The following is a 15,492-nucleotide window of genomic DNA, read 5'->3' as shown; positions in this document are numbered from 1 at the left end:
TCGCGAACAAGGAACGACCGATCCCGGCGCGTGGCGACACGTGCCGGGAGAGGACCCTTCATGTCCAGCTTTCGTCGCCTTTCGCGCCTTTGCGCGCCCTTGTTGGGAGCCCTGTTGGGTCTTGCCGCTGGCACGATGCCGTCGGCAGCGCAGACGGGCGCCCCGACGGGTCGTATCCAGAACACCGCAACCCTGTCGTTCGACGATACGGGTAGCGACTCAGGGGTACGCACGGTGCCGTCCAACATGGTTTCGCTCGACGTGAACCGCGCCAAGCGTCCGACCACGCTCACATTCCATCTGCCGCCGCCCAATTACGAGCTCAAGGGCGCGACGTGTCAGACCTCCCCCAGTTTCCAGTTCACCCCCGCGCCGATCGACGCCGAGACCTTCGCGAAATCGCCTTGGGTGGCGGCGATCGATATCTATGCCGACATGCTTCTGGTGCTCGACAACCAGGCCGGCAATCATGATCCCGACGTGCGCGAGACGTCGATCATCAACGTCGACGTCGGTACGCTCCACACGACATTGGCGCTGACCGAGACCGCGGTCGACAGCGGCATCTTCGCCGGCGGGATCCCTGCGACCGCGACCGGCAAACACCCCGAGTTGCAGGCCTGCGACGTCCGCAACATGCGCGGCGCGACGATCAAGCTGAGCTTCGTCGAGGACGGCTACAGTCTCGCCTCGATGGCGTCGCTGCTGATCGATCCGGCGGGCTACACGTTCGATTCACGCACCGGCGCGCTGGTCGACGGCACGACCGTGTCGCTGGTCGACGAGAGCGGCCAGCCGGCGACCGTGTTCGGCGACGACGGCGTCAGCCGCTATCCCTCGACGGTCGTAACGGGCGAGGCCGTTACCGACGCCAGCGGGCGCATCTATCCGGGCGAGACCGGGCGCTATCGCTTTCCGTTGTCCGCGCCGGGCCGGTATTTCCTGAAAGTCGCACCGCCCGGCACCTATACCGCGCCGTCGACCGTCGACCGCGCCACGCTGGCCGCGTTGAAGGACCCACAGGGCAGGCCGTTCATCCTCAACGACACGAGTTTCGGCGGCGCGCTGACGCTGTCGACGCCCGAGCCTTTTTCCGCCGACATTCCGCTGGATAGCCCCGGCGCGGGCACGCTGCTGCTGACCAAGGTCGCCTCCGTCCGCGAAGCCTCGCCAGGCGATTTCGTCCAGTATCTGCTGCGCATCACCAACCGCGATTCGATTCCCGCGCGGGGTCTGCACGTCGCCGATACCTTGCCCAGGGGCCTGCGCTACGAACGTAATTCCGCGCGCGGCGGCGACGAGCCGACCGTGTCGACCGACGGTCGTAGCCTCGACTTCGCGATTCCGGTGCTCGCCGCCGGTGGAACCGCAGAGCTGAAATACGTCGTCAGCATCGCACCTGGTGCACCCACCGGCGAGGCGCTCAATCGCGCGCGTGTCGCGGGGCAGGGTTCCATCACCAGCAACGAAGCCGCCGCCTCGGTGCGCCTGCGTCCGCTGCTGTTCACCGACGCGATGACGATCATCGGCCGCGTGACCGAGGGGAATTGCGGCGATCCGGTCGACAAGCGCAAGGGCGTGCCCGGAATCCGCCTGCTGATGGAGGACGGCACCTTCGTCGTCACCGATCGCGACGGCTTGTACCATTTCGAAGGCGTCCGCGCCGGCCGCCACGTCGTCCAGATCGACACCGCGAGCATCCCGGCGACGCACGCACCGGTCGCCTGCGACATCGACACGCGCCAGGCCAACAGTCCGATCTCGCGGTTCGTCGAGGGCGATGGCGGGCTCCTGAAGCGCGTCGACTTCCAGCTGAAGCCGACTGGAATCGCTGCCGTCGCCGATGCCGGCCTCCCTGTCGCGATTGCCGACGACGCCACCGCCGCGGGCAACCGCGACTGGCTAGGCGCTGGGCAGGCCGCGGGGGTCGACTGGCTGTTCCCAAGCGCCGACTACAACCCGCGTGCACCGATCTCTCGTGCGGTCGTCAAGCACCTGCCCGGCCAGCGCGTCGCGCTGACGATCAACGGCAAGCAGGTCGAGCCGCTCGCGTTCGACGGCACCGACGCGCGCGACGGCAGCCCCGTGGCGGTGTCGCGCTGGTCGGGTATCCCGCTGGTCGACGGCGACAATCATCTCGGCGCACGCATCCTCGCCGCGGACGGCAGCGTCGTGAAGGTCCTCGATCGCGTGGTGCATTTCTCGGGTGCGCCGGTCCGCGCGGTGTTCGATGCCGCGAGCAGCCGTCTCGTTGCCGATGGCCTGACCCGTCCGCTGATCGCGGTGCGCGTGACCGACAAGACCGGGCGGCCGGTTCGCGCAGGCACGCTCGTCCCGTTCACCGTCGACCAGCCCTATACCGCCGCCGTCGAGGCCGAACTCGAACAGGGCCGCCAGCTTGCGGGCCGCGAACGCTCGGCGACCACCGCGCGCGTCGTCGGCGACGACGGCCTCGCCTTCATCGCGCTCCAGCCCACCACGCAGGCCGGCGCCGTCCACGCGGTCGTCTCGCTGACCGAGGACAAGCTGGTCCACACGCACGAGATCCGCGCCTGGCTTGCCGCGTCCGCGAAGGATTGGGTCGTCGTCGGCTTCGGCGCGGGCTCGCTCGGCTACGACATGCTCAGCAAGCGCCAGTCGGGCCTGCCGCGGTCGCAGCGCAACAGCGTCGTCACCGACGGCCAGCTCGCCTTCTACGCCAAGGGTCGCGTCAAGGGCTCGTGGCTCGCTACGATCGCGTACGATAGCGACCGCAAATACGATCCGCAGCGCGGGCTGCTCGGCACGATCGACCCCGACCGCTACTACACCGTGTACGGCGACGGCTCGCGCCAGGGCTATGACGCCGCCACCCGCCGGAAGCTGTACCTGCGGCTCGAGCGTCGGGAATTCTATGCGCTGTTCGGCGATTTCGAGACCGGCTTCACCGACACGCAGCTGACCCGCTACAACCGCACGCTCAACGGCGTGAAGGCCGCGTACGAGGGCAAGCGGGTCCGCGCGACCGGGTTCGCCGCCAACACCGACACGCTGTATTCGCGTGACGAAATCCAGGGCAATGGGCTGTCCGGCCCCTACCGGCTGTCGGGACGCAACATCGTGCCGAACAGCGACAAGCTGCGGATCGAGACGCGCGATCGCTTCCGCTCCGAACTGATCGTCGCGACCACCGAGCTGACGCGGCACATCGACTACGACATCGACACGTCGATGGGCACGGTCCGCTTCCGCCAGCCGATCCTCAGCCGTGATTCGAACCTGAATCCGATCTTCATCGTCGCCGACTACGAGGTCGAGGGCGGCAAGTCGGCCAAGCTCGCCGCCGCTGCCCGCGTTGCGACCAAGCTTGCGAACGGTCGCGTCGAAGTCGGTGCGGCGGTGATCCGCGACGAGACGGTCGGCAAGGCCACCGTCGTCGGCGCCGACATCAAGGCGCGCGTGACCGCCAACACCGAACTGCGCGGCGAGATCGCCAAGGGCGGACGCCTCGGGCTTGGGCAGGGCCTCGCCTATCTCGCCGAAATCGATCATCACGGCTCGAAGCTCGATCTGCTCGCTTACGCTCGCCAGCAGGATACCGCGTTCGGTGTCGGCCAGCAGAACCTCGTCGAGGCGGGTACGCGGAAGTTCGGGCTCGACGGCCGCGTGCGGCTGACCGATCGGCTCAGCATCACCGGTGTCGCCTGGCACCAGCAGCAGCTCGACAGCGCCGGCACGCGCACTGCCGCCGACGCGCGCCTCGAATATCGCCGCGACTCCGGCACGATCTTTGTCGGCGGCCAGTACGCGTCGGACAAGGGCATGGATGGCCGCAACCGCGACAGCCGCTTGATCACCCTCGGTGGCAGCCAGGCGCTGTTCGGCAATGCGGTGACGATCACCGCCCAGACCCAGTTCGCGCCCGGTGGCGACAGCGACAGCGTCGACTTCCCGGTCCGCCACCAAGTGCAGCTCGCCTACCGGATCACGCCCGGCATCCGCCTGATCGGCGGGTACGAGATCGCCAAGGGCGACGGCTATGTCGCGCATACCAAGCAGTTCGGCGTCGACGTCGCCCCCTGGACCGGCGCCAAGCTTATGAGCACGCTGAACCAGCAGGCGATCGGTGAGAACGGCGCACGCACCTACGCGCAATACGGGCTCAGCCAGTCGGTGCCGCTCGGCAAGCACTGGACGATCGATGGCACGCTCGACGCCAGCAACACGCTGAAGGGGCAGATCCCCGATGGCGCGGTGGTCAACGCGTTCCAGCCTGTCACCTCGGGCGGCTATGTCGGACAGGACCAGACCAACGGCGATTACGCTGCGGCGACACTCGGCGCGACCTATCGTCAGGCGCGCTGGTCGGTGAACGGGCGGCTCGAATACCGCAACGCCGACAGCGGCGATCGCTGGGGGATCACGACCAACTTCCTGCGCACGCTGGGGCAGGGCAAGACGCTCGCATCGAGCATCAAGGCGTACACGATCAAGGACAAGACCGGCGCGGTCGCGACCTATGCCACCGCCGACGTCGCGCTTGCGTTCCGCCCGCTCGACAGCCGCTGGTCGCTGCTCGAACGGCTCGAACTGCGGCATGAGAGCGCGGACTCGGGGTTCTCGGACTCCAATGCGCTCGGCGTGCCCGCCTATGGCGGCGGCGATCAGGTGACGACGCGGGCGATCAACAACCTCGCGGTCAACTATCGTACCGGCCCCGAAGGGCTTGGCCACGGCACCGAGGCGACGCTCTATTACGGCGCGAAATACGTCGCCGGGCGATTCGCCGACGATACCTATGACGGCTATATCGACGTCACCGGGTTCGAACTGCGCCAGGACATCGGAACGCGGATCGACGTCGGCGTGAGCGGATCGGTCCAGCATGCGTGGTCGCGCGGCGCCTGGTCGTGGAGCGGCGGGCCGTCGGTCGGGGTGTCGCCCGCGCAGAACATGTGGCTGACCGCCGGCTACAACGTCTCGGGCTACCGCGACCGCGATTTCGAGGACGACCGCTACACGCGGCAGGGGCCGTTCGTCACGATGCGGCTGAAGTTCGACCAGACGACGCTCGGTGGCGCCACGCGCGCGCTGTTCGGTGGTCGACGTTAATTACAGGGAGAAAGATATATGCCGATGCCGAGCCAGCCTACACCCATGCCGCTGCCGCGCGACTTTACCGATCACGGCCCATGCGTCGAAGACCTCGCACGCGAGTTCGCCAAACAGGACGCCGCAACGAGCGAGGCGCTGATCGAGACGCTGGCGACGCAGGCGATCCGGCAATGGCGGCTCGACGATGCGACGTTCTGGCAACGGGTGAAGTTCCAGGCGCGTATGATTCGTGCGCAGACCGGGGCAGGGGCGCCGGCGGGGCGGCACTGAATCCAGATACCCCCCTGGTGGGGGAGCATACTAGCGCGGCGCCTATTTCTCGTCGGTGGTGAGCTTCACCTTGTTGGGCAGCTTCTTCCCCTTGGTTCGGCGCGAGGGCAGCTGAACCGGGTTCTTCTTCTTCCACTGCGCAAAGGTCATCGGGCCCTCGGGGGTCTCGATGATCGTGTCGTCTATCGAACTCATGCAATACCTCCGCCAAGCCCAACGCATCACATGCCAAGGGGGGACCCTCGAAGGGGGTGTTTACTCGATCTGTAAAAAATGGTGCGGCCAAGAAGACTCGAACTTCCACGGGCTTTCGCCCACAACGACCTCAACGTTGCGCGTCTACCAGTTCCGCCATGGCCGCCCATGAAACATCACCGGGCGGACCCGGCATCTGGTAGGCGAGCGCCACTAGCAAGGGTTTGAACGCTACGCAACGCCCTTTGCGAAAAAGCGTTCGTCCGGTACCGCAAACGATGCCCGCACCCTTTCTCTCTACCGATACGCAGGCCGATCTGAGGGTCGAGACGCGGCGCGTTCTCGCGCTGGCGTGGCCGGTGATGCTGACCAGCCTCAACTGGACGATCCTGCACGTCACCGACGTGATTGTCGTCGGGCTGGTCGGCGCGCACGAGGTGGCGGCGCTGGGGGCGAGCCGATCGCTGACGTTCATCGCGATCGTCACCGGGCTTGCATGGCTGTCGGGCGTGCTCGTCCACACCGCGCGCGCCGACGGGGCGGGGGACCTGCCGCGGACCGGGCAGGTGCTTCGCGAAGGGCTCGTGCTGGGGTTGCTGCTCGGGCTCGTCGTAGGTGTCGTGATGTTCGCGTTCGCGGACGCGATGCTCGCCGGGATCGGCGTCGCGCCGGCGCTGGTCGAGCCGGCCGGGCGGGTTGTGCGGGTGATGGCGTTCACCTATCCGCCGCAGTTGATGATCGTCGCCGCCAGCTTTTTCCTGGAGGGCGTCAGCCGGCCACGCCGTGTCGCGGTGGTCAACCTGTCGATCCTGCCGCTCAACGCGGTGCTGGCCTGGGCTATGTCGGGCGGTCATCTCGGGCTGCCGGCGATGGGGGCGGTCGGGGCGGCGACGGCCACCGCGATCGCGTCGGGATTGGGGGCGGTCGGGATGATCGCCGCGGCGCTGACCCTGCCGCGCGCAAAGGAGCGCGGCGTTCGGCGAATCGATCTGGCCGCCTGGCGCGGCGTGCCGGCCGGAATCGCGGCGCTGGCGGTGTTCGGGATCGTCCCCGCGGTCGCGTCGGGGCTGGAGCTCGCCGGCTTCTCGATCCTGATCGCACTGTCGACGCAGTTCGGCGACGACGTCGCGCACGCGTTCCAGATCGTGTTCTCGGTCCACAATGTCACGTTCGGGTTGGCGCTTGGGCTTGGCTCCGCGTGTGGCGTCCGTGTCGGCAATGCGGTGGGCGAGGGGGATCCCAAGGCCGGTATCTCGCGCGCGCTGATCGCGACCGGGTTGTCGATGCTCGCGCTGGGCGTGTGCGGGATCGTGCTGATCGTCGCGCGGGGACCGATCGTCGCGGCGTTTCCGGCCGATGCCGCGACTCATGCGGTCGCGCTGGCGATGCTGCCGGTGTGGGCGCCGTTCATCCTGTTCGACGGCGCGCAGGTGGTACTCGTCTACGCGCTCCGCTCGCTCGGCGATCAGGTGGTCGCGGGCGTGAACAGCATCGTCGCGTATTTCATCGTCACCGGTGGCGCGGGCTGGTGGCTGGTGCGCGCCGGCGTCGGGCCGATGGCACTGGTCTATGCCTCCGGGCTCGGGATGCTGACCGCGGCGCTGTTGCACGGCGCGCGGTTCTGGATCGTGAGCCGGCGTTTGCGGCGCGCCTAGCGGGTCGCCTCGCCCGCAAAGCTCAGTTCGAGGCGCTTCGAGTTCGCCGGCACGTTCAGCGTCGCGGAGTTGAAGTCGATCGCGCCGCCTGGCGCCAGCGTGCGCTGCTGCGGGGTGATCGTCCAGCTATAGACCAGCCGTCCCTGCGCATCGCGGAGTTCGGCGCGGATGTCGGGCACGCGCTGGCGCTGGTTCGACGGGTTGGTGACTTGGCCGCTGACCGCGAACAGCTCGGAGCCGTTATCCAGCTCGCGCCGCTCGATCGGATTATCGCGCAGCCGCAGCGGAGTCTCGTCCGTGCCCAGGCCAAGGCCGAGTTTGGCCACGACGCCCGGCGCGCCGAGATAGACGATCGATCCGACCGCGATCAGCATCAGCAATCCGGCGAGCACGGCCGCGACCGTCCACCACCGCGCCGTATTGCGCCGCGCCTTGAACGGCGGTCGCTCGGCAAAGGCGTCATATTTCACGACCGGATCGGCGGACACCGCCGCGTGCGTTGCAGATAGGGGTGCTGCAGAGACGGGTTCGGGCGCAGCTGGAACATACACCGGCGGCGCAGGCGTAACCGGAATAGCCGGTGTGAAGCGCTCGGTCGGTGTCGCGATCGGCGGGCGCGCCAGCGGAGCGAGCGGCGGCGGCATGGGCGCGAGCGGCGTCGGCTCGGGGATCTCCAGCGCGTCCTCGACCAGGGGTGCGGGCGCCTGGAACCAGCTATGCTTGCAATTGGCGCAGCGCACGGTGCGCCCCTCGGTCCCGATCGCGCTGTCGGGAACCAGATAGCGCGTGCTGCACTCGGGACATTGGAGGATCATGGATGCGCTTCACCAGCGGCCGCTGGAGCGCGACCGGTCTTGTGCCGAATAAGCACGCTGCCCGCATAGGTGGCAAGCTTGAAGCGGCGCGCGCTTTCATGCGAAAGCGCCGATACGGGCATCAAGCGGGCGAAAGCGGGCGCAACCACGTCATGGCGAATATCGTCCAATTCGAGAATGTCGGGCTTCGTTACGGCACGGAGTCAGATTCGGGACCGGACGCCGGGCCGGAGACGCTGTCGGACCTCAGCTTCACGCTGCGCAGCGGTGCGTTCTATTTCCTGACCGGCGCGAGTGGCGCGGGGAAGACCTCGCTACTGAAGCTGCTGTATCTCGCACAGCGGCCGACACGCGGCGTGATCCGGCTGTTCGGCGAGGATGCGGTGGTGTTGTCGCGCGACCGCCTGCCCGGTTTTCGGCGGCGGATCGGCGTGGTCTTCCAGGATTTCCGGCTCGTCCCGCATCTGTCGACCTGGGACAATATCGCTTTGCCGTTGCGCGTGGCGGGAATGCCCGAGGCGGATATCGAGCAACCGGTGCGCGAGATGCTCGCCTGGGTCGGGCTTGGTGACCGCGCCGACGCGCGCCCGGCGACGCTGTCGGGTGGCGAGCAACAGCGCGTCGCGATCGCGCGTGCCGTCATCGCACGGCCGGAAATCCTGGTCGCGGACGAGCCGACCGGCAATGTCGATCCCGATATGGCCGAGCGGCTGCTGCACCTGTTCGAATCGCTCAACAAGCTGGGGACGACTGTCGTCGTAGCGACGCACGACTTCCACCTGCTCGGGCGGATACCGGGCGCGCAGATGATGCGGCTCGATCGCGGGCGGCTGCTCGATCCGACCGGCTCGCTGCGCTATCCGCCGACGCGGCCAGAATGATGGGGGTGTCGAAGGCGCGATCATCGGCCGAACGCCGCGTGCTCGACGAAGCCGGTGGCCTGCGCGCGATGACGTGGGTGATGGCGATCATGCTGTTCCTGACGATGCTCGCCGCGGCCCTGGGACTGGCGACCGCGGGTGCGGCGCGGTTGCTCGATCGACAACTGGCGGGGCGGTTGACGGTGCAGGTCGTCGATGGTGATCCGGTGCGGCGTGATGCGGTTGCCGCGCGCGTGCTGGCGGCGCTGCGGACGATGCCGGCGGTCGCGACGGCGACGCCGGTCGATCGCGCCGAACTCACGCGGCTGCTGCAACCCTGGCTCGGGTCCGACGGCGCCGACCCACAATTGCCCGTGCCGGCGATGATCGACGTCGACCTGGCCGATCATGACGGGGCGGCGGCTGTGCGCGTCGCAGCGGCAGTGCGCCGCCTGAGCCCGATCGTCCGCGTCGACCGCCACGAAAGCTGGATGTCGCCGGTCAACGACGTGATGCGCTCGCTGACGTTCCTTGCGCTGGCGCTGGTCCTGCTGATGGCGAGCGCGACCGCCGCGGTCGTCGTGCTCGCAGCGCGCGCGGGGCTTCAGACGCATCACGCGACGATCGCGGTGATGCACATGCTCGGCTCGACCGATCTGCAGGTCGCGCGGTTGTTCCAGCGGAGGATCGCACTCGATGCGACGATCGGTGGTGTCGGCGGCGGCGTCACGGCGTTGCTGGTGATCGCGTTCATCGGCATCCGGTTGCACGGGCTGGGCTCCGAACTGCTCGGCGGCGTAACGCTCGGCGGAGTCGATTGGGTGGTGCTTGCGCTGCTCCCGATCGCGTTCGTCGTGCTGGCCACGCTCGCCGCCCGCGTGACGATCGTTCGCGCGTTGAGGCATATCCTGTGATCGTGCGGTTCCTCGGCATTCTGGGCCTCGCCTGGGCGTTCGGGTTCGCGGTGTTCATGCTGCTTTTGCCCAAGCCGCTTGACGGTTTCACCTCGGATGCGATCGTCGTGCCGACCGGTGGGGCAGGGCGGATCGACCGCGGGATCGCGCTACTCCGCGATCACCAGGCGAAGCGGATGTTGGTGACGGGCGTTGCCCCGGGGGTGCGGCCGATCGATCTCGCGCTGGAATATCGGACGTCGCCCGCGTTGTTCGCGTGCTGCATCGATCTGGGTGCGGACGCTGTCGATACGCGGTCGAATGCCGAGGAAACGGCGCAATGGGTGCGCGTGCACAAATACCGGTCGGTGCGGCTGGTGACGTCGGACTGGCATGTCGCGCGCGCGCGAATGGAGCTGGCGGCGGCGCTCGACAAGAACGTCGTGATCCTCGGCGATGGCGTGCCGGGGACGCCGCGGCTCGGGACTTTGGTCAACGAATATAACAAGTTGATCCTTCGCCGGATCGCATTGTGGATTGGATATGGCGGATGATCTGGCTGCGTAACTGGGCGTTCATGCTCGTTTTCTACACGATCTCGGTGCCGATCGTGGTGACCGTGCCGATCTCGGCGCTGTTCGGCTCTCGCGCGGTGATCGTCCATTCGACGATCTGGACGCGCTTCCACCGCTGGTGCGCGCGCGCGATTCTCGGCGTGCATATCCGCGTGGAGGGGACGCGGCCGACCGAGCCGGCGTTTTATGCGTGCAAGCATCAGGCGATGTTCGAGACGCTCGAATTGCAGGCGTTGCTCGATGGCCCGGCGATCGTGTTGAAGCGCGAGCTTGCGGATATCCCGGCCTGGGGCTGGGCGGCGCGGCGCTACGGCGCGATCGTCGTCGACCGCGAGGCATCGGCGACGGCGATGCGCAGCATGATGCGCGAAGCGACCGCGGCAAAGGCGACCGGGCGCTCGATCCTCATTTTTCCGGAAGGGACGCGGGTGTCGCCGGGCGAGCATCCGCCGCTGAAGCCGGGGTTTGCCGGGCTGTATCGTGCGCTAAAGATGCCGACGGTGCCGATCGCATGCGACAGCGGGCTGGTGTGGCCGAAAAAGGGACCGAAGCTGCCGGGGGTGATCACGTTCCGGTTCGGCGAGGTGGTGCCGCCGGGCCTGCCGCGCGAAGAGGCGGAGCAGCGAGTCCATGCGGCGATGAACGCACTGGATTAACGTCAGGGGGGCACCCCCCTAGCATTCCACCACCCCGGCGAAGGCCGGGGCCCAATTGGGGGACATCGCGAATGCACGTTGCGCGTCGTTACTCCAGCCTACCCAATTGGGCCCCGGCCTTCGCCGGGGGGCATTCTTAGGTACGGCGCGGGCTCAGCCCTCAACCATGCGTACGCCCGAAATCCTGGACGTCGTCGTCCTGGCCCTGCTCGACGATGCTTCGCCGGATCGCCCGGGTTCGCGTAAACAGGTCGAACAGCGCATCGCCATCGCCCCAGCGGATCGCGCGCTGGAGATGGCTCAGGTCCTCCGAGAAGCGTTGGAGCATCTCCAGCACCGCCTCGCGATTGTTGAGGAAGATGTCGCGCCACATGGTCGGGTCCGACGCCGCGATCCGCGTGAAGTCGCGGAACCCGCCGGCGGAATATTTGATGACTTCCGACTGCGTCACCTCTTCCAGGTCGCCCGCGGTGCCGACGATCGTATAGGCGATCAGATGCGGCAGATGGCTGGTGACGGCGAGGACGCGGTCGTGATGCTCGGGCGCCATCGTCTCGACCTGCGCGCCAAGCCTGCGCCAGAATTCGGAGACGCGCTCGACTGCGACCGGGTCGGCGCCTTCGGGGGGCGTGACGATGCACCAGCGGTGGCGGAACAGCGTCGCGAACCCAGCCTCCGGGCCGCTCCGCTCGGTGCCTGCCACTGGGTGCGCAGGGATGACGGTCGCGTTGGGCAGTGCCTCGGTCAGCGCGCGGACGATCTCGGCCTTGCAGCTGCCGACATCGCTCACGATCGCATCTGCCGGGAGTTCATTCGCGAACTCGGCGGCGACCTCGCCCATGATGCCGACGGGCACGCACAGGATCACGAGGTCGGCGTCGATCACCGCCGCGCCGGCCGAGTCCGCGACGTCGTCACAGAATTGCAGCCGGTCCGCGGCTTCGCGCACGCTCGCGTCGGCGTCGTAGCCGGTGACGCGGACCGTCGGCATCGTCGCCTGCACCGCGCGCGCCACCGACGAGCCGATCAGTCCCAGCCCGATGATCGTGACGCGCGCGAACGGCAGCATCAGGCGGCTTCGACCAGGTTGCGCAGCGCCGCAGTGACTCCGCGCGTTTCCGCCTCGGTGCCGATCGTGATGCGCAGTGCGTTGGGCAGGCCCTGACCCGGTAGCCAGCGGACGATGTAGCCCGCGTCCATCAGCCCGTGATACGCGGCGTCGGCGGTCAGCTTGCCCTCGAACAGCACGAGCACGAAGTTCGCCTTCGACGGTACCGCACGAAGCCCGGCATTGCCCATCTGCCCGATCTGCTCGACGAACCAGCCGCGCCACGTGTCGTTGTGCGCGCGCGTTGCGTCGACGAAGGCGGTGTCGCCGATCGCCGCGACGGCGGCGGCCTGCCCCGCGGTGGTCACGTTGAAGGGGGCGCGGATGCGGTGCATCGCGTCGATGATCGGCGCGCAGGCATAGCCCCAGCCGATCCGCTCGGCCGCGAGGCCGTGGATCTTCGAGAAGGTCCGCGTCACCAGCACGTTCGCCTCGGTCATCGCGAGTGCCAAGCCCGCATCGTCTTCCTCGGGCGAAAGATATTCGGCATAGGCCTGGTCGAGCACGAGCAAGACCGACTTCGGCAACCCTGCATGCAACCGGGCGATTTCAGCGCGCGGGGTGAACGTGCCGGTCGGGTTGTTCGGGTTGGCGACGAACACCACGCGGGTGCGCTCGGTGACCGCGGCAAGGATCGCGTCGACGTCGGTCGCATAGTCGCGGTCGTCGACGATCACCGGCTCCGCGCCGACGCGGCGTGTCGCGATCTCGTAGACCGCGAAGCCGTAGCGGACGTGGATGATCTCGTCGCCGGGCCCGGCATAGGCGCCCGCGACCAGATGCAGGATCTCGTCGGAGCCGGTGCCGTAGATCACGCGCGCCGGATCGAGGTCGTAATGCGCCGCCAGCGCCTCGCGCAGTTCCGCCGCGCCCGCATCCGGATAGCGCTCCAGCGTGCGGTCGGCGGCGTCGAATGCGGCCTTGGCGGCGGGGCTGGTGCCGAGCGGGTTTTCGTTCGACGACAGCTTGATCACCGTGCGGCCATCATCGGTCGTCGAGCGGCCGGGCGTATACGGCGCGATCCCCAGGATCCAGGGCTTCGGCGCAGGGGCGGGCGTGATGTTTGTCATGGCCGCGGGACATAGCGGGCGCGGTGGCGCGGTGGCAATCTTTGTGCGTGGGGGAGGATCGAGGAAGCGGACCACCACCGCGCTGGCATGACGGCGGCCGCTTATGGTAGCGCGCGGCATGCTCGACACGCCTGCCATCGACCCCGGGACCGGCCACGACACCGACCAGCGCTTCGGTCTCGCGCGGCGCGTCACGTTGCCGGGGCCGCTCAGGCTCGATGGCGGCGTGCTGCTGTCGCCAGTGGATATTGCGTACGAGACCTACGGGACGCTCAACGCCGACGCCTCGAACGCGGTCCTGATCTGTCATGCGCTGACCGGCGATCAGCATGTCGCCTCGCACCACCCGCGTACCGGCAAGCCCGGCTGGTGGACGCGGATGGTCGGTGAGGGGAAGCCGATCGATCCTGCGCGGCACTTCGTCGTCTGCGCCAACGTGCTCGGCAGTTGCATGGGGACATCGGGGCCGGCGACGATCAACCCGGCGACCGGACGGCCCTGGGCGATGAGTTTTCCGGTCATCACGATCCGTGACATGGTGCGCGCGCAGGCGATGCTGCTCGACCATCTCGGCGTCGGCGTGCTGCACGCGGTGGTCGGCGGATCGATGGGTGGGATGCAGGCGCTGAGCTGGCCCGCGACCTTCCCCGACCGCGTAAAGGCGTGCGTCGTGATTGCTTCGACCGCGCGGCATACCGCGCAGAACATCGCGTTTCACGAGGTCGGGCGGCAGGCGGTTATGGCCGATCCGAACTGGCGGGGGGGCGAGTATCACGACGACGACGCACCGACCGCGGGGCTCGCAGTCGCGCGGATGGCGGCGCACATCACGTATCTGTCCGAAGCCGGGCTCACCGAAAAGTTCGGGCGCCGCCTTCAGGCGCGCGACGCGAAGTCGTTCGGGTTCGACGCCGATTTCCAGGTCGAAAGCTATCTGCGCCACCAGGGGCTCGCGTTCACCGACCGGTTCGATGCGAACTCGTACCTCTACATCACGCGCGCGATGGACTATTTCGATCTGGCCGAAGAGCATGGCGGTTTGCTCGCCAACGCGTTCCGCGCCACCAAATCGCGGTTCTGCCTCGTCAGCTTCGACACCGACTGGCTGTATCCCACCGCCGAATCGCGTGCGATCGTCCAGGCACTGAACGCAGCCGGCGCACCGGTCAGCTTCGTCGAGCTGTCTAGCCCGTATGGCCATGACGCGTTCCTGCTGGAGGCGCCCGATCTCAACCGCGTCGTCGACGGCTTCCTGAGGGCCGGCCGATGACGATCATCCTGTCCGACGACGCGAGCAAGTTTCAGGTCGACCGAATCCACGGCTGGCTTGCGAGCAGCTATTGGTCACCGGGGATCGAGCGCGGTCTGGTCGAGCGCGCGATCGCCGGGTCGCATTGTCTCGGCGCGTACGAGAACGAGCAGCAGGTCGGCTTCGCGCGGATGATTACGGATCACGCGACGTTTGCGTGGCTAGCGGACGTCTGGGTCGACGAGTCCGTACGCGGGCAGGGGCTCGGGCGGCGGATGGTGAGCTGGTTCCTGGAGCATCCGTCGTTTGCCGGGTTGCGCAGGTTCGGGCTCGTCACCGCCGACGCGCACGGCGTGTATGCGGACCTTGGTTTCCATCCGCTGGTTCGTGCCGATCGCTACATGGAGAGGCTCGCGCCGGGCCTCGCCGAGCAATTGCGGAGTGCGCCATGACGCCCCCTGAGACATTGCGGACCGACCTTGCCGTAATCGCCGAGAACGTCGCGCAGGGTAGCCGCGTGCTCGACATCGGCTGTGGCGATGGCGCGCTCATGGCCGCACTCCGTGATACCCGCGACGTCGACGCACGCGGGCTGGAGATCGACGCGCACAACGTGGCGTCGGCGGTCGCCCGCGGGCTGTCGGTGATCCAGGGCGATGCGGATATCGACCTTGCCGGCTATCCCGACGCCAGCTTCGATTACGCGATCCTGAGCCAGACGTTGCAGACCGCACGCGCGCCCGATCTCGTGCTCGATCACCTGCTGAGGATCGGCCGGCGCGCGTTCGTGAGCTTCCCCAATTTCGCGCATTGGCGTGTGCGGCTGTCGCTGCTGTGGGGCGGGCGGATGCCTGTGACGCGACAATTGCCCGAGAGCTGGTACGACACGCCCAACATCCACCACGTCACGATCGACGATTTCCGCGCCTTTGTGAAAACACGCGGGATTACTGTCGAGGATGCGTGGTTTCTGTCTGGCGACAAGCGCACCGGCGCGGGGGGTGCCAACCTGCTCGCCGAGCACGCGGTGTTCCTGCTGCGACGGTAATCGA

14 protein-coding genes and 1 tRNA gene are annotated in these 15,492 nt (G+C 67.8%); 10 read left to right on the top strand and 5 right to left on the bottom strand.

The window, feature by feature from the left end; genetic code table 11:
- Positions 1 to 114: 114 nt before the first annotated feature.
- Both IFT67_RS11420 and IFT67_RS11415 read left to right on the top strand, forming a co-directional pair.
- Positions 115 to 5,091 (top strand): DUF11 domain-containing protein, encoded by a 4,977-nt coding sequence (locus IFT67_RS11420; protein ID WP_244647333.1) that lies wholly within the window; start codon positions 115 to 117, stop codon positions 5,089 to 5,091.
- Between the two features lie 18 nt (positions 5,092 to 5,109).
- Positions 5,110 to 5,364: a hypothetical protein gene (locus tag IFT67_RS11415; RefSeq protein WP_192238397.1), complete on the top strand. Its 255-nt coding sequence runs from the start codon at positions 5,110 to 5,112 to the stop codon at positions 5,362 to 5,364.
- 42 nt (positions 5,365 to 5,406) lie between these two features.
- On the opposite strand, the gene IFT67_RS11410 is transcribed toward IFT67_RS11415, so the two are convergent.
- Positions 5,407 to 5,559: a hypothetical protein gene (locus IFT67_RS11410; RefSeq protein WP_175518116.1), complete on the bottom strand. Its 153-nt coding sequence runs from the start codon at positions 5,557 to 5,559 to the stop codon at positions 5,407 to 5,409.
- Between the two features lie 79 nt (positions 5,560 to 5,638).
- A tRNA-Leu gene (locus IFT67_RS11405) sits at positions 5,639 to 5,725 on the bottom strand.
- Positions 5,726 to 5,837: 112 nt separating this feature from the next.
- On the opposite strand from IFT67_RS11405, the gene IFT67_RS11400 reads away from it, so the two are divergent.
- The gene (locus IFT67_RS11400; RefSeq protein WP_244647332.1) at positions 5,838 to 7,214 is read left to right on the top strand and encodes an MATE family efflux transporter; all 1,377 of its coding nucleotides are present in this window, start codon (positions 5,838 to 5,840) and stop codon (positions 7,212 to 7,214) included.
- Here IFT67_RS11400 and IFT67_RS11395 read toward each other — a convergent pair.
- On the bottom strand, positions 7,211 to 8,029 hold the full coding sequence (locus IFT67_RS11395; protein WP_192238396.1) for an MJ0042-type zinc finger domain-containing protein: 819 nt from the start codon (positions 8,027 to 8,029) through the stop codon (positions 7,211 to 7,213). The two genes, IFT67_RS11400 and IFT67_RS11395, sit on opposite strands and share 4 nt — an antisense overlap.
- Positions 8,030 to 8,181: 152 nt before the next feature.
- Between IFT67_RS11395 and ftsE the strand changes: the two genes are divergently transcribed.
- From ftsE to IFT67_RS11375, 4 genes are read left to right on the top strand one after another with little or no spacing between them, the layout of a single operon-like run.
- Positions 8,182 to 8,910: a cell division ATP-binding protein FtsE gene (ftsE, locus tag IFT67_RS11390; RefSeq protein ID WP_056054749.1), complete on the top strand. Its 729-nt coding sequence runs from the start codon at positions 8,182 to 8,184 to the stop codon at positions 8,908 to 8,910.
- Positions 8,910 to 9,803: a cell division protein FtsX gene (locus IFT67_RS11385; RefSeq protein WP_192238676.1), complete on the top strand. Its 894-nt coding sequence runs from the start codon at positions 8,910 to 8,912 to the stop codon at positions 9,801 to 9,803. Before ftsE ends, IFT67_RS11385 begins: the two co-directional genes overlap by 1 nt.
- Positions 9,800 to 10,336 carry a YdcF family protein gene (locus IFT67_RS11380; protein WP_107963345.1) on the top strand — a complete coding sequence of 179 codons (537 nt, stop codon included), beginning with the start codon at positions 9,800 to 9,802 and terminating at the stop codon, positions 10,334 to 10,336. The genes IFT67_RS11385 and IFT67_RS11380 overlap by 4 nt, the downstream gene beginning before the upstream one ends.
- Positions 10,333 to 11,013 (top strand): lysophospholipid acyltransferase family protein, encoded by a 681-nt coding sequence (locus IFT67_RS11375; protein WP_133029803.1) that lies wholly within the window; start codon positions 10,333 to 10,335, stop codon positions 11,011 to 11,013. Before IFT67_RS11380 ends, IFT67_RS11375 begins: the two co-directional genes overlap by 4 nt.
- Positions 11,014 to 11,173: 160 nt before the next feature.
- Here IFT67_RS11375 and IFT67_RS11370 read toward each other — a convergent pair whose 3' ends face one another.
- Both IFT67_RS11370 and hisC read right to left on the bottom strand, forming a co-directional pair.
- Positions 11,174 to 12,082, bottom strand: a complete 909-nt coding sequence (locus tag IFT67_RS11370) for a prephenate/arogenate dehydrogenase family protein (protein ID WP_192238395.1) — start codon at positions 12,080 to 12,082, stop codon at positions 11,174 to 11,176.
- Positions 12,082 to 13,191: a histidinol-phosphate transaminase gene (gene hisC, locus IFT67_RS11365; protein ID WP_192238394.1), complete on the bottom strand. Its 1,110-nt coding sequence runs from the start codon at positions 13,189 to 13,191 to the stop codon at positions 12,082 to 12,084. The genes IFT67_RS11370 and hisC overlap by 1 nt, the downstream gene beginning before the upstream one ends.
- Positions 13,192 to 13,294: 103 nt before the next feature.
- On the opposite strand from hisC, the gene metX reads away from it, so the two are divergent.
- Genes metX through metW form a run of 3 tightly spaced genes read left to right on the top strand, consistent with a single transcriptional unit; the run spans position 13,295 to position 15,488 of the window.
- Complete coding sequence (metX, locus tag IFT67_RS11360) at positions 13,295 to 14,461, top strand: homoserine O-acetyltransferase MetX (RefSeq protein WP_192238393.1); 1,167 nt, start codon at positions 13,295 to 13,297, stop codon at positions 14,459 to 14,461.
- Complete coding sequence (locus tag IFT67_RS11355; RefSeq protein WP_192238392.1) at positions 14,458 to 14,892, top strand: GNAT family N-acetyltransferase; 435 nt, start codon at positions 14,458 to 14,460, stop codon at positions 14,890 to 14,892. The genes metX and IFT67_RS11355 overlap by 4 nt, the downstream gene beginning before the upstream one ends.
- Positions 14,889 to 15,488 carry a methionine biosynthesis protein MetW gene (gene metW, locus IFT67_RS11350; RefSeq protein ID WP_192238391.1) on the top strand — a complete coding sequence of 200 codons (600 nt, stop codon included), beginning with the start codon at positions 14,889 to 14,891 and terminating at the stop codon, positions 15,486 to 15,488. The genes IFT67_RS11355 and metW overlap by 4 nt, the downstream gene beginning before the upstream one ends.
- Positions 15,489 to 15,492: the final 4 nt, after the last annotated feature.

This window comes from Sphingomonas sp. CFBP 13728, assembly GCF_014841895.1.
In the GTDB taxonomy this organism is placed as follows: domain Bacteria; phylum Pseudomonadota; class Alphaproteobacteria; order Sphingomonadales; family Sphingomonadaceae; genus Sphingomonas.
Note: the sequence above shows the minus strand (reverse complement) of the source record. Positions and strands in the feature narration are given on the sequence as shown.

Bases quoted from the DNA above. Each gene is read 5' to 3' on its own strand.
- IFT67_RS11355 (WP_192238392.1), top strand. From the start codon at position 14,458: ATGACGATCATCCTGTCCGACGACGCGAGCAAGTTTCAGGTCGACCGA.
- IFT67_RS11370 (WP_192238395.1), bottom strand. From the start codon at position 12,082: ATGCTGCCGTTCGCGCGCGTCACGATCATCGGGCTGGGACTGATCGGC.
- IFT67_RS11415 (WP_192238397.1), top strand. From the start codon at position 5,110: ATGCCGATGCCGAGCCAGCCTACACCCATGCCGCTGCCGCGCGACTTT.
- IFT67_RS11395 (WP_192238396.1), bottom strand. From the start codon at position 8,029: ATGATCCTCCAATGTCCCGAGTGCAGCACGCGCTATCTGGTTCCCGAC.
- ftsE (WP_056054749.1), top strand. From the start codon at position 8,182: ATGGCGAATATCGTCCAATTCGAGAATGTCGGGCTTCGTTACGGCACG.
- IFT67_RS11400 (WP_244647332.1), top strand. From the start codon at position 5,838: ATGCCCGCACCCTTTCTCTCTACCGATACGCAGGCCGATCTGAGGGTC.
- hisC (WP_192238394.1), bottom strand. From the start codon at position 13,191: ATGACAAACATCACGCCCGCCCCTGCGCCGAAGCCCTGGATCCTGGGG.
- IFT67_RS11375 (WP_133029803.1), top strand. From the start codon at position 10,333: ATGATCTGGCTGCGTAACTGGGCGTTCATGCTCGTTTTCTACACGATC.
- metW (WP_192238391.1), top strand. From the start codon at position 14,889: ATGACGCCCCCTGAGACATTGCGGACCGACCTTGCCGTAATCGCCGAG.
- metX (WP_192238393.1), top strand. From the start codon at position 13,295: ATGGTAGCGCGCGGCATGCTCGACACGCCTGCCATCGACCCCGGGACC.
- IFT67_RS11410 (WP_175518116.1), bottom strand. From the start codon at position 5,559: ATGAGTTCGATAGACGACACGATCATCGAGACCCCCGAGGGCCCGATG.
- IFT67_RS11385 (WP_192238676.1), top strand. From the start codon at position 8,910: ATGGGGGTGTCGAAGGCGCGATCATCGGCCGAACGCCGCGTGCTCGAC.